The 13,655-nt window shown below is 54.4% G+C and carries 10 protein-coding genes and 1 tRNA gene; 3 read left to right on the top strand and 8 right to left on the bottom strand.

Going from position 1 to position 13,655, the window contains the following annotated elements:
- Nucleotides 1-285: 285 nt before the first annotated feature.
- The 8 genes from HRU79_04670 to rpsT all read right to left on the bottom strand — a co-directional run bounded on the left by HRU79_04670 (nucleotide 286) and on the right by rpsT (nucleotide 5,466).
- On the bottom strand, nucleotides 286-912 hold the full coding sequence (locus HRU79_04670) for a helix-turn-helix domain-containing protein (protein ID QOJ25977.1): 627 nt from the start codon (nucleotides 910-912) through the stop codon (nucleotides 286-288).
- A gap of 30 nt (nucleotides 913-942) precedes the next feature.
- Nucleotides 943-2,466: an IS66 family transposase gene (locus tag HRU79_04665; GenBank protein QOJ25976.1), complete on the bottom strand. Its 1,524-nt coding sequence runs from the start codon at nucleotides 2,464-2,466 to the stop codon at nucleotides 943-945.
- Between the two features lie 45 nt (nucleotides 2,467-2,511).
- Nucleotides 2,512-2,877 carry an IS66 family insertion sequence element accessory protein TnpB gene (gene tnpB / locus HRU79_04660; protein QOJ25975.1) on the bottom strand — a complete coding sequence of 122 codons (366 nt, stop codon included), beginning with the start codon at nucleotides 2,875-2,877 and terminating at the stop codon, nucleotides 2,512-2,514.
- Nucleotides 2,877-3,134: a hypothetical protein gene (locus HRU79_04655; GenBank protein QOJ25974.1), complete on the bottom strand. Its 258-nt coding sequence runs from the start codon at nucleotides 3,132-3,134 to the stop codon at nucleotides 2,877-2,879. The genes tnpB and HRU79_04655 overlap by 1 nt, the downstream gene beginning before the upstream one ends.
- Before the next feature lie 10 nt (nucleotides 3,135-3,144).
- The gene (locus tag HRU79_04650) at nucleotides 3,145-3,654 is read right to left on the bottom strand and encodes a hypothetical protein (protein QOJ25973.1); all 510 of its coding nucleotides are present in this window, start codon (nucleotides 3,652-3,654) and stop codon (nucleotides 3,145-3,147) included.
- Nucleotides 3,651-4,904 carry a tyrosine-type recombinase/integrase gene (locus HRU79_04645; protein ID QOJ25972.1) on the bottom strand — a complete coding sequence of 418 codons (1,254 nt, stop codon included), beginning with the start codon at nucleotides 4,902-4,904 and terminating at the stop codon, nucleotides 3,651-3,653. Before HRU79_04645 ends, HRU79_04650 begins: the two co-directional genes overlap by 4 nt.
- A gap of 195 nt (nucleotides 4,905-5,099) precedes the next feature.
- A tRNA-Arg gene (locus HRU79_04640) sits at nucleotides 5,100-5,173 on the bottom strand.
- Nucleotides 5,174-5,202: 29 nt separating this feature from the next.
- Entirely contained in the window at nucleotides 5,203-5,466 is a 264-nt protein-coding gene (rpsT, locus tag HRU79_04635; GenBank protein ID QOJ25971.1) for a 30S ribosomal protein S20, read from the bottom strand.
- Nucleotides 5,467-5,568: 102 nt separating this feature from the next.
- On the opposite strand from rpsT, the gene murQ reads away from it, so the two are divergent.
- The 3 genes from murQ to HRU79_04620 all read left to right on the top strand — a co-directional run bounded on the left by murQ (nucleotide 5,569) and on the right by HRU79_04620 (nucleotide 13,408).
- Entirely contained in the window at nucleotides 5,569-6,507 is a 939-nt protein-coding gene (gene murQ, locus HRU79_04630) for an N-acetylmuramic acid 6-phosphate etherase (GenBank protein ID QOJ25970.1), read from the top strand.
- Nucleotides 6,508-6,545: 38 nt separating this feature from the next.
- Nucleotides 6,546-7,196: a DedA family protein gene (locus tag HRU79_04625; protein ID QOJ25969.1), complete on the top strand. Its 651-nt coding sequence runs from the start codon at nucleotides 6,546-6,548 to the stop codon at nucleotides 7,194-7,196.
- A 434-nt stretch (nucleotides 7,197-7,630) separates the two neighbouring features.
- A complete protein-coding gene (locus HRU79_04620; GenBank protein QOJ25968.1) occupies nucleotides 7,631-13,408 on the top strand; it encodes a T9SS type A sorting domain-containing protein in 5,778 nt (1,925 codons plus the stop codon).
- Nucleotides 13,409-13,655: the final 247 nt, after the last annotated feature.

Raw genomic sequence — 13,655 nt, 5'->3', positions numbered from 1 at the left:
CGTGGTAGAGTTGACCTTCTGAAAGGGTTCTCAGAACCATCGTAGGAGCTGGCTCATGCTAAATTTCTGTACTTGAGTGTGGAATTTCTGCTTCGAAGAAGGGTTTAACGCCTCCGAACGACGATATGCAACTCCGACAGCGTCAATTGCGGCTTGTTTCGTGGCAAAAGCAACTCCTTCTTAGTCGGATGAGCCTTCACGGGAGTTGTGTCAACACAATTTTGGCGTCAGTTTGGCGCAATATTGACCAAACTTTGCGCACTGCGTGCTCACTGCGCGCGCACGTTATGGCCGTTTTCGACCGATATAGCGATCGATCTCTTGCGGATCGTACCGTACAGCGCCGCGAACATTGGTTTTCGTGATCGCTCCGTCGCGAACGAGACGCCAAAGTGTCACTTTCGAAACACCTAGGCGACGTGCAGCCTCATCTGAGGTGAGAAGAGTGTCCTGTTCATCTCGGTTTGATGGCGGTGGCGCGGTAACCGAGGGTTCAACGGGGATGGTTGTGACGCCAAGGCGTTCCAGACGCTCGTGAAGCGTATGCCGTATGACATGTTGGTAGGCAGCAACGGCATGATCAAGACTTTCCGTGAACATGTGGCGTAGGGGAGCTGTTCCGGCAGTGTTAAGGATGGTCAATAACAGATCGGTAAGTGTCAGATCCAACAAACGACCGCGCACGGTTACAAGATCGCGCACTTGATCGAAGTCGTTGAAGAGCAACTCCGGCAGTCGTTCCATCACGGGCGTGAGAGCGTCGATCGCCAGATCGATCACAGCGCGATCTTTGACAGATTGGAGTTCGACGGAAGCAAGGATCTGTTGATATGCCGGTTCTGCGGCAGCAACATGCTCGTCGGTAAGAAGTATGCATACGAGCAAGTACACCTTGCAACAAAGCACTGGCATAGTGACAGATGAAAGAGAGCGTATCGCGGACTATCGAACCAGCTCAGGATCGATGAAGTTCGGCAGCAAAGAATGGTACTGTGCTGGCGCGGTGGTGTTGATGTGGTCGAGGACGTAGCGCAGCCATTTGTGCGGATCGATGTTGTTCAGGACGCACGTTGCAAAGAACGACCGGTACATGGCAATGTTCTCGGCAGCATCGTGTGATCCGGCGAAGAGCCAGTTCTTGCGGCCAAGGGCGATGGGCCGGATGGCATTCTCCATGAGGTTGTTGTCGATCTCGAGCTGTCCATCGTAGAGATAGGCCAGCAGGTCGTCCCACAAGCGCATGGCATAGCGAATGGCGTTGCCAATGGGAGACTTCGGCAGGGTCTTCTGTACTTCGCGTGCGAGCCACGCTCCTAACGCATTGAGTAGTGGCAAGGCCTTCTCAAGGCGCAGTTCCTTGCGAGCCGCATACGAGAGTCCACCGTCGCGCGCTTCGCGCTCGACGGCATAGATCTGCTGAATGAAGGTCATCGCCATACTGGCGCGGTCACGGTCGGTCGTCAGAGCCTGTTCGAACTTTCGCCGTGCATGGGCCATGCACGCCACACCGGTCACACCGTCGCGAGCCTTGTGGCGATGGTAAACGTGATAGTCGTCGGTCTGCAAATAGCCCTTGAAGTCGGAGAGCATGGCGCGACAGTGCAAATGCCCACGGCCTCGTTGATATTCAAAGTACACGAGCCGCTGTATCAGCGCATGATATCCCCACAAGAAACCCTTGTGCGTGGTGCCGCTCTTGGTGCGGTCTTGTACGGCCAAGCCCGTCTCGTCAACCTGGAGATAACCGGCATTGACGATCAGCTGCCGCATGACGGCATAGAGCGGCCGCAGGTTCTCGGAAGCCAGGTCCAGCCAGGAGGTCACCGTCGACGGCGCGATCTCAGCGCCCAGCTTCGACAGACTCTTTAGTTGGCGGTCGATCGGAAGATGATCAATGTATTTGTTGATGATGATCGTGACGATCAGGTTCGGTCCGGCCTTGCACTTCTCAAACGGTCCCCGTGGAGCGTCTGCGATAATGATACGCACGCGGTCATCATCCGTCGACACAGGGGCATACTTCGGACGAACCGTACGCTTGATGAACAGTGAGGCCGGCGTGAGTTCAAGTACGTCGCTCACCTCTTCGCCGATCCGCATCATCGCCGAGACATCTTCCGACGGCTCGATCACGGTCACTTCGACCGGCAAGTGCGATGGCAATTCGTTGCGACCTGGATGATTCTTCTGCTTGGCTACGCGGCGCTCGTAGGCGATCCTCTCGGTGGCTTCTGCGACCGTTGCCGCTACGGCGTCTTCGTCGACGTGCAGTGGCAGCGGCAACTGATTGACAGGTGTGTCGCTGATGAAGCGCTCGCGCGTGGCGCCAAAGATCAGGCGCCGCAATTGCTCGTTGTGGAACTCGAGATCGAAGATGCGAGCTTCTTGTTTTGCGATCTTGTTCTCACGCTGCTCCAGGAGCTTGACAAGCTCTTCGTGGGTGAGGTGCTGCAGCGCTAAACTCATGGTACGAACTTCGCACCATCTTTGTTGAAATGCTCAACAATGTTCCTAGTATGTTGCGTGTTGTGGCTGCGCTCGGTAGCGCACCTTGCGCCGCACTTCTACAAGCCGTACGCCCTCTAGCAGCATCGCCAATTCATCGCGGCGCAACTCGCGTCCCGAAGCGGCACTCGTCGGATGATCGAAACGGCCACGCTCAAGACGCTTGCAGTATAATGCAAAGCCATCGCCGTCCCAATAGAGGATCTTGATGTTGGCACGCGACCGACTGATGAAGATGAAAACATCGCCAGCCAACGGGTCTTGCTTCAACTGATCGCGCACCAAGCCGCTCAATCCGTCGAATCCCTTGCGCATATCCGCCGGTGCTGTGTAGAGCCAGTAACGAAGCCGTCCGTGATACGGCAGCAGCATTACGACACTTCGATGCGCGTGCCGCTCGGCAGGACGATCACGATCCGCGATGTCGACGATGCGTGTTCCTCTGCCGACATCTCCACAAACGCTGCCAACGGTGACGTCGTCACCGCCGCCGTCCGCTCGGCGTAACGCTTGCACCAATACTGCATCTTGCTGCGGCTGATCCCCATGCTATCGGCGTATCTGTCTCGACTCAGGCCGCTCGCCGCGTACGCCTCAACCACGCGGAACATTTCTTCTGACTTCTTCATGCGCACCTCATTAGATTGTGTGGTGCGAACCTACGATCACGTCGTCAGCGGGTAAAGATGTACTTGCTCGTACGGATACGGTAAGAACGGCATCGATGACGGGCTGCAGAATGCGACGGGCCGGAGCGGCGAAGGACTCGTCTTCGGACAACATCCAACATCCGGCGATCACAAGGTTGGGGTCGAGCACAGTGTCGGCTAGTCCGTGCCGCCGATACAGCGCGCGAAGTTCGCGCAGTGTCCCACGAAAACCGTGACCTTCAAGGTTGAGGCGCAGGGCGTCGATGTCACGTACCGCGGAAGGACGATCCCACTCCTTGATGATCTCGGTCCATGTTTGTTGGATCGCCACCGGCGACTGCGCCATAAGTCGTTGGTATTCGTTGAGGAGAAACTCCGCTCGTTGCTCAACACTGATGCCGTTCTGAAGCATCGTAGACTCTTTGGCAAGGACGTCTTGCGCATGGGTCCAGGCAATGGGATGAAGGGTAAACAAGTCAGCGCCGGTGGTGCGGTTCACAATTGATCCCATGCTTTGGTGACGATGTCGCGAATGGCGTCTTCATCAAGACGAATGTAGTGTTGTTGCAGCATGCCCTTGGCCGAGTGTCCGGTGACCATGCCGATCACGGATTCCGGAACACCAAAACGGATCGACGTTGAAGCGAAGCTGCGCCGTGCAACGTGAGTGGTGAGGAGTTCGTGTTTTGCTTTGACCTCTTCGACACGTTGACCACTCCGATAGGATGACACGGTCACCGTCTGGTTGAAACCTGCCAGTTTGCCTAGTTCCTTGAGGTACTGGTTCTGCTTGACATCGGATGCAAACTCAAACAAGCGCGACGGATATCGTTCCAACAACGTAGCGAGCGGACGGGTGATCGGAATGATGCATTTGGTATCGGTCTTTTGCGTGACGAATCGAATGATGCCCGCCCCCTCATCAAAGTGGCGGGGTTCTAAACGACACAGGTCGCCATAGCGCATGCCGGTGTAGACCTGAAGTAAGAAGTGATCGCGGACACGTGCGAGGCGTGGGTTGTCAGTGAGATCGAGATCACGGATCGTGCGGATCTCGTCAATGCTCAAAGCAATGGAGTCGCCGTTGCGTTTGTCGCGATAGAAGCTCTCGTAAGCCGTGGTGTTGTGATAACCTTGTTGACGTGCCCACTTCATAAAGGTCTTGATGACCTTGATGTAGTTTGATACGGATGCGTCGGTGAGATTACGCGTTGCACTCAGCCATTGCGTGTAGTCGACGTAGAAGTCCAGGTCGATGCGATCGTATTCGAGACGCCGACGGCGAGTTTTGGCCCATGTTTGAACCGAATCCAACGTAAGGCGATACGTTTGGATGGACCGCGCACCGGGGCGCTTCATCGTTACTAGTCCAGAGCTGCTCCGTAGCGTGTATGTCTGAATGAACTGCTCAAAGTCCGCTTCGAAACCGTGTGAACCGAATTGACGGCGTTGTGGATTGAGGAAACTCTCAACTGCTTCGCGGAACGTTACGACGTCAATTGACTGATGTCTGCCAGTTGGTTGTGCATGGTACAGCTCAACGACGAACTGCTCGATCGAGCGTAATCGTCGAGCGTTGAAGTTGACATGAGGGTCGGTAGTTCGAGGTTGTTGTCGCTCCCTATTCCAATGTTTGGGTTCAATGGAAATGCCGGTGCTGAAGCGCAGGCGTTTTCCTCGAAGAGCAACGTTCAGCATGAGCGCTGTGCGTGCGGCATGAGGCTTATCCAGATAGAAAGAAAGGCGCATAATGAAAAAACCGTCAGTAGTTTGTCGGCCCGGGACAATTCATGATCCGGTACTGACGAAAATACTGACGGTTTCTTGAAAGAATCTGAAATCGGAGGAAATGTTAGGTCATTGGCAAATCTTCGCAACTCAATGATTTTACTAGCGTTGCGGTGATTTTCCGTTTCTAGCGATTTCCAGCGATTTCAACTTTTGCACACCCGTAGGGATTCGAACCCCAAACCTTCTGATCCGTAGTCAGATGCTCTATCCAGTTGAGCTACGGGTGCGTTAAGGGCAACGCCGGAACGGCTGCCGGTTAATGTGCTGCTTCGAGTTTCTTTACGTGATGCGCCAGACTGCTCTTCCGGTTAGCTGCTGTGTTTTTCTTGATAACACCCCGAGCTGTAGCACGGTCCAGAATACTGAATGCCGACTTTAATGCACCCTGGGCAACCGTAAAATCAGTAGCTAAGCGTACAGCCTTAACAGCTTCACGCATCATTTTCTTGTTCAGACGGTTGTACAGTTTGCGTCTTCTGGACGACCGAATGCGCTTTAGCGCAGATTTATGATGAGCCATACAAAACAACAATTCTAAGTGATTAAGACAGCAAAGATATGAGGATATCTTGAATTCTGCAAGACCCGGGTAGTCATAGCCCCCTTCGTAGTAGCTTTGTTCATGGATTTAGTTCAGCAGTTAGAAGTTCTTACCACCGAGGCGGTTAACCCGCGAACGGCAGATATTGACCTTCTGGATGCCCGGCAGATTGTTGAGCTCCTGAATGCGGAAGATGCTGGAGTAGCCACAGCAGTTCAGGCTGTACTCGAGCCGGTAGCAATAGCTGCTACAATGCTGGCACAAACCATCATGGATGGTAAACGTATGGTGTACGTGGGAGCAGGGACCAGCGGACGTCTGGGCATTCTGGATGCGTCGGAAATCCCACCCACGTATGGCGCCGACCCCGGCCTCATTACGGGTATCATTGCCGGCGGATATCAGGCGATTTTGAAGGCCGTTGAGGGGGCAGAAGATGATAGGATGGAAGGGGGCTTTGCCGTTAGTGCTCTCCGCGAATCGGATGAGCGTGATGTTGGTATGATTGTGGGCATGTCAGCTTCCGGGCGCACTCCGTTTGTGCTGGGAGCACTGGAATACGGTGCCCGAAACGGAATGTTCACGGTGCTCGTAAGCACAAATAACCCTGACTGGCTACGTGCCCAAGCCCCCTTCGTGAATCTGCTGATATGTCCGCAGGTTGGCCCGGAACCCATTGCAGGATCAACACGCATGAAAAGCGGTACAGCACAGAAAATGATTGTTAACATGATAACTACGTCGGCAATGGTGATGCTGGGTAAAACGTACGGCAACGTAATGATTGACCTTAAGCCAACAAATCAGAAGCTGCAGGCCAGGATGATAAGAATTGTTAGTATGCTCGGTAACTGTTCGGTTCACGAGGCTCAGACTCTTCTTGAGGCCGCATCATGGAATACAAAAACAGCGATTGTTGCGGCTTACTGCAGGTGCACGGTTGCCGAAGCAGAGGTAAAACTACGCCGTGAAAACGGCAGAGTACGGTCGGTTGTTACGCATTTCAATGAAGAAACCTGAATACCACTGCACCTACGACGGAATTACTTTAGAGAGCTATGGAATTTATTGCATCGATCATTGATCTTTTTATTCACCTTGACCAGCACTTACTTCAGCTGTCTGCACAATATGGAGCATACCTGTACCTGCTGCTATTCCTGGTGATTTTTGCTGAAACGGGACTGGTTATTGCGCCATATCTGCCGGGTGATTCATTGTTGTTCGCTGCTGGCGCTCTTTGCTCGCTTGGTGCAATGGACGTATGGCTCCTTCTTGTTCTTCTCTGTATTGCTGCTATCGCCGGTGATAGTGTTAATTACACTATCGGATCACGATTCGGCCAGAAACTGTTTACCTCAAAAACATCTAAACTGTTTAATCAAGAGCATCTGAATAAGGCGCATGTGTTTTACGAAAAATATGGCGGCAAGACTATTATCCTTGCGCGTTTTGTTCCTATTGTTCGAACCTTCGCACCGTTTGTTGCAGGTATTGGCACAATGTCATACCGACATTTTTTCCTATACAACGTTGTTGGCGGCTTCGTGTGGGTTTCCCTGTTCTTATTAGCCGGATACTGGTTCGGCAATCACCCGTTCATAAAAAAACACTTCGGCATGGTTCTCGTTGGCGTGGTACTTATCAGCATAATTCCTATCATCACAGAACTGATTTCAGCGCGCAGACAAAAACCTAAAAAGACATAAATAGTACAATACGTTACTAAGCAAAAAAAACTTTGATTATTCTCTTGCTGCCGTAACTGCCCGACATCAGAAAATGTGGCAGTAGCATTGGACGTAACGGCTGAGTAAATATAAAACTATTTATAAGCCCGGGTTTGCCGCTTACCTGTTTGCGGACATATTGACCAGTTGCAGTGCAATTAAGACAGTACACGGCAAGGTGACAGGACAAACTGTCGCATCTCCTTTAATATCAAGTACTTGTGCAAAATTGTCAGGGTGTAACCTTTTGGATTCTACCTTGTTAGTTGTTGTACTTGATTGCACACTGGATACTGTATTAACCGTGAATATCTGCAGACAAATGGTCTGCAAGTCAGTGCAACCAGAAGTTTCACGATAATAAATAACGCAATAATTGTCAGCTTGCTGAGAACGAATATTGGAGTATTCAAATGAAGAACAGGTCATTACTCTTTTTTACGCTGTGCTGTGCAGCAATACTGCTTGGCCTTAATAGTGAGGTGAGGGCGCAGAGTTATGTAGAGATACCGGGCTTCCCGGGTGGACAGAGATCGGGTAGCTACCATTACCTCTACGAAGGGTATCCCGGTTTGTATCAGTCTATTTACGGGATATACAGTCTGTACGATTACTACAATCGCGGTTATGATGAATTTATCATTTTGGCTGCAGATATGAAAAGGGCCGGACTGTGCGCCGGACCGCTTGCCGGCTTGGGGATGCAGTTTACCAGTGTACCACAAGAAATCAGCGGCTCAATGCGGATTTTCGTGAAGTCAATTGGTTCAAATTATCTGGGTCAGTACAACGGCTCCATTCAAGGAGGCTATCCATATTACTACCTTTACTGCATTCAGAAGGTGGGCGGTGTTATTCAGCCACAAACCGGCGCTGTAGAGGTAATGAATACAAACAGTTGGTCTATTCCGATGGTAGCTGAGGGTGACACGACCTGGGTGGATTATGAGTTTAACACAGGTAATGATTTTATCTGGGACGGGACAAGCAACATCTCGGTTGGACTTCTTAACTGCCGACCAACGAATTTTACTCTGAACGGGCAGTTCAATATCTTTACGATCACTGAAATCAACCCTCCAGCATCAGGCCCGACGTACTATTCGTATTCTCCCTGGTTCCAGGCATTTAACTACTACACCAATAATCCGACAGATTGTAATTATCTAGAATACAGCTATACATGGCCATATATGTACTGGTACAATTATGACCAGAACTTTAACTACACCTATGGGTATTCTTGGTTCCGACCGCTGGTGCGTCTTGCCATTAAATCAGGCGTAACCCAGTCGTTCCCTGATGAGGTTGATCCGCGCCGTATTCTGCGTGCCGGTGATGTGTACAAGGGACAGGACAGAAACCATCCGAAGCCGTCACTCACGTTTTATGAGCAACCCAGTCAGCTGTTTACCGTTACCTATAAAATTGTTGGACCACTCCCCAGCACGAATGCGGTGTACACCGCTACGTGGGGTGGAAATTCATCGTACACGTTCACGGGCACAAGCTCGGGTGAGAAGCAGATCACGATGACGGGTGCCACGGGTTTGTACGCTAATGCCGACGGTTCTTTGAACCTCACCAACGCCACCGGTGGCAGCTATCTGGTAGAGGCTACCGTTAACTCAGGTGCTTGTGGTAAACAAACCTGGTACAAAAACTTTATCGTAGCGTTCCAGAATGACGTTGCGATGTCGCAGATCCGCTCGCCGCAGCCAGTACCAAAGAAGAACCCGCTGAACGTGACCACACCGCTGTCGTGTCAGATTCAGAACGTTGGTCTTGATGACGTGACCGAGGTGGACCTGACGGTTGTTATCCGTACCTATCCCGGTGGCCAGAAGGTCTATGAAGGCAGCACCACCTGGGAAGGAGTGCTTGAAACCGGAGCACGCGCCAGTGTGGACTTCACGGGGGCCCCGTTTGTGCCGACGGCTGTGGGACGCTATAGTGCCGAGTACTGTGCCACTCTTAAGAATGCGTACGATCTTCAGACCGGCAACGACTGTCTGCCACTTGCCGGTCAGAACCACATCTTTGAAGTAAACTACAACCAGGAGGGCGCTGCCGACGCTATTACGATACCGGCCTCCGGCAAGGAATACTACGCCAACCGTCCGTTCCAGCCAACTGGCCAGATTCGCAACAACGGTATTCTTGACGGCTCGAACTGGCCGGTGCTGATGGAGATTTTCCGTCTGCCGGGCATGCAGAAAGTGTACAGCGAGCAGATTGTCCTACAGTCGGTTGACGCTACGGCACCGCAGAACTTTGCCACGGCGGTATTTCCGCTGTTCACGCCCGACCAGGGTGGCAGCTACCGTGCCTGTATGACGCTGAAGACCAACGACCCGGAGCCTGCAAATGACCAGGTGTGCTACACCTTTACGGTTCTGGGCAACATGGAGGGCAAGTACACCATTGGCCTGCTGAATGTTGGCAAATCAAACAACTATGCAACCATCGACCAGGCTGTCAGTGACCTGTACCGCCGCGGCGTGTCGGGTCCTGTTACCTTCGAGCTTACCGACGCCAGCTATACGCTGAGTGCTACCGGCAATACCGGTGGTGTAGCTCTTGACCTGACGGGCTACATCTCTGGCATGAGCGGCACCAACACGGTCACGTTCCAGCCATCGCTGGAGCGGAGCCTGACGCGCGGTTCGATAGAGATCACGCTGAACTCCACCAACGGCATTGGCGTTCTGTTTGGTCAGAACCTGATGCCCACCAACCAGCAGGCGCTGGGGCGTGAGTTCCCAACGGTGCGCGCCTACTCGAACTCAGCGGGCAACTTCATCTTTGACGGCGGCTCGCAGAAGTCCATCCGCGTAACGTTAAAGGCTTCTACCGAGTTCCGTGCTCCGTTCTATCTGGGTGACGGCTCGCAGTCCATCAAGCTCCGCAACATGATCATCGGCAATGCTGCAGGCACCTCGCCGAGCTATGCCAACTCACTGCCGCGGGTGTTGTTTACCAACGGACAGTTCACCTTTGAAGCCGACCAGCGTTCTGTTGGCGGCGTTAGCCACACCTACTCGGGTGGTATCGTTGACCGTAACAAGGTACCGGTGGGTATCACGGGCAACAACTCTGAGCGTCTGGACACCACAGCCGGCAGCGGCAACGAATACAGCGGCAACGAGATCAGCGGCTTTGGCTACGGTATCGTCTCCTTAGGTATCGGCACGCTGCTCAAGGGCGGTGTCAACGAGTTTCGTCCGTACTACAGCACGGGCACCCAAATCAACCACAACGTGATCTATGATGTTGGCCGTGCCGGTATTGCCGCGGGCTATCAGGACAAGCTGCAGGTTAAGGGCAACCGCATCTACGGTGTGGGCAGCAGCTCTGAGGTTGCTGGCAAGGATGGCGCTGCGGTGCAGGGAGCCCCAGCCGCCGACGATGCCATGGGTATCCTCCTTGGCGGTGTTAACCAGTACAACGTGCAGAACGCCGTGGTCTCGGGCAACGAGATCAGCGGCATCCGTGGCACCTACATGAGCCGCGGCATCGTCATCGAGCAGGTGCGCAACGCCTACCAGTCGGTGTCGGCCTCCGGCGGGATGTACTACGCACCGTCGTCGGCCGAGCGTACGCTGGTGACGGGCAACACGGTCTGGGGTCTGTCACGGGGCAGCACCATGGGCAACCTTGGCGGCATCCACCTTCTGACGGGTCGCAACGGTGCCTCGCTGGAGACGCCGGCTTCTGCCGACTACTTCACGCGTGGAGACACGGTGGCCAACAACACGGTGGTGATGACCGATGACAAGGTGCAGAGCACCAGCAGCATGATTGCCGGCATTGCCATTCAGCACGGTAACGGTACCGTCGTGGTCAACAACGCCATCGCCATGCTGGGCTCCTCCACTGCCAGCAAGAGTGTCCATGCGGGTTTACTCTACCAGGGCACGATGTTCCGCAACCAGAAGGTTAACACATGGTATCTGGGCAGCGGCGCCCCTGCGGCCCTGGTGTCGAACTACAACGCCTACTATACGCCGCAGAGCTCGGTAGCCTACATGATGGAGATCAGCGCCGGCAGCGAAGTTGTCTGGGAAGGCACGCCGGACGAGTTTCTGACCATGGACCAGTGGCGTAACTGGACGGGTCAGGACATCAGCAGCGTTACGGGCAACTTTGTCAGTGAATTTGAATATCAGGGAGTCGCCCCGGCACAGAAACTGCGCGTGAAGATCACGCCGCAGCCGCCAATCGGCTCTGTTCTTAACGACCGCGGCATCCGCCTGTCATCGGTGAAGACCGACATTGACGGACAGACGCGCGGCGCCGCCGGCCTGGGCTACGACATAGGTGCCGATGAGTTTGACGGCCGGAGCTACGTCAGCGACCTTGAGAGCATCGACATTCTGAGTCCGAAGTCGTACAAGGCCAGCAGCGGCATCACCAGCGATGCCGAGTACATCATGACGGCCGCCCCTGTTGACGTCTCGGCACGCATCCGCAACAACGGCGGACTGCCGCGTACGGGTGCCGACATCCGTGTGCGCATCTGGCTGGAGAGCCCTGTGAGCAACAACAACAACCTGTCGGTGCCGCAGTGGAATGCCAATCCTGTTGTGGACCGTACCTACAAGCTGGATCTTAACAGCGGTGCCAGTGCCGACATTACCTTTGGCATCCAGGGCTTTACGCCGCAGACCTACCAGCAGTTGCCGACCTATGCTGTTCCGGGCCGTTTCAGTGCCATGAGCCTGAACGTAACGCCGCGCTACCGTGTAGAGGTTACCACGCCGAATGATCAGAACAATGCCAACAACAGCGTCAGCAAGGTGCTGCGCTTCTTCATCAAGCGTTCGCTTACCAGCATCATCGTCTCTGGCCGCAACGTCGGCACCGTCCTTGATGCCAACTCGACGTCCAACGAAGTTGCCGCCCGCCTTAACAGCGACAGTCTGCTGAAGGGCTTAAACGACCTTGGCTTCTACAACAACCCTGCGGGCATGATGTTCAGCTACGACGTTATGGACCGCTCGGCCTGGGAGCCGCGCGCCGTGGACTACACGATTTACCGCACGCTATTCTGGTCCCACGATCAGAACGGCTTCAGCATCAGCGAGCGTAACGACCTGCGCAACTTTGTAGCAGCCGGCACCTCGCGTGACAAGAAGAACCTGGCCGTAGGCAGTCAGGAGCCCACGCGGAAGCACATCGGCAACAGCATTGCCGCAGACGAGAACTTCGTGCACACGGTGCTGCGCGCCGCCCATCAGGCGCCGGGCACACCGCTGACGCCGAACTATGACGGCAAGAAGATCGTTGGTCGTGGCATCGCCCGCAACACCGAGGAGACCATCAGCAAGACGAGCTATGCCGGTGACGCCTCGCCGCAGCCGGCGCTTGTGAAGCTCTACTCTGACGGCACCACACCGGGCATAGCCCTGGCCTCGTACAGCTACAAAAAAGGTGACCGCAGCACCACCGACTCGATTGCCGGCAGTGCCACCGCCTCGCTGACCTCCAACAGAGTGTTCCTGGGCGTGGACTGGCGTCACTACGGTCGCACGGGTGCCTTCACGGGTGTGGAGCGTGTGCTTCGCGGCGTGATTGACTTCTTTGAAACCAACGGCGGCACGGTAGTGCCTGTGGAACTGCTGAGCTTTGACGCCCGTGGCCGCGGCAGCGATGCCGACGTGTTCTGGTCCACGGCCAGTGAGCAGAATGCCGACCACTTTGCCGTCGAGCGCCGTCGTGCCGACGATGTTACCGCCGGTGACGCCGCCGCCTGGAGCACGGTTGCCACCGTTGCCGCCGCCGGCAGCAGCACCGAGCGTCGTGACTACAGCATTGTGGACCGTGACCTCAGCAGTGGCCTCTACCAGTACCGCCTTGTGAGCGCCGACCGTGACGGCTCGCAGTCGCGCAGCGGCATCGTGGAAGTGCTTATAGGCTCTGACGGCACGCTGCTGAGCATCGAGAGCGTGCAGCCCAACCCCGTGCGGACCACCGCCGTGGTCACGCTGCAGCTTGCCGACGCCGGCACCGCCGACATCGCCGTGGTTGACATGCAGGGCAAGACCGTTGCCAGGCTCTACAGCGGCACCCTGCCGCAGGGCATCAGCACGGTGGACCTCTCGGCAGCACCGCTGGCCAGCGGCACCTACACCGTAGTAGCCACCGTTAACGGTCAGACTGTCACAACCACCATCAGCATCGTTAAGTAAAACCAACCACGGGGGCTAAGTATGACGTAGCCCCCTTCATAAAATAAATTAGTATGGTTATGCTAAGCTGAATCAGCTAAATGGTGGTATAGATAAAAGAAAAAAGAAAGATTATAATAAATAAAGCAACGATAAATGTGCAGAAACGGCAGGAACTTGGGTACGAATGACATGCCGTAAATTTGAGCTTGTTGGAATACCATGAACTGTCTTAGTTTTGTTCTGGACGACGTGATGTCGTGTTTAA

It is taken from the genome of Ignavibacteria bacterium, from assembly GCA_015709655.1.
Taxonomy (GTDB): domain Bacteria; phylum Bacteroidota; class Ignavibacteria; order Kapaibacteriales; family Kapaibacteriaceae; genus OLB6.
Note: the sequence above shows the minus strand (reverse complement) of the source record. Positions and strands in the feature narration are given on the sequence as shown.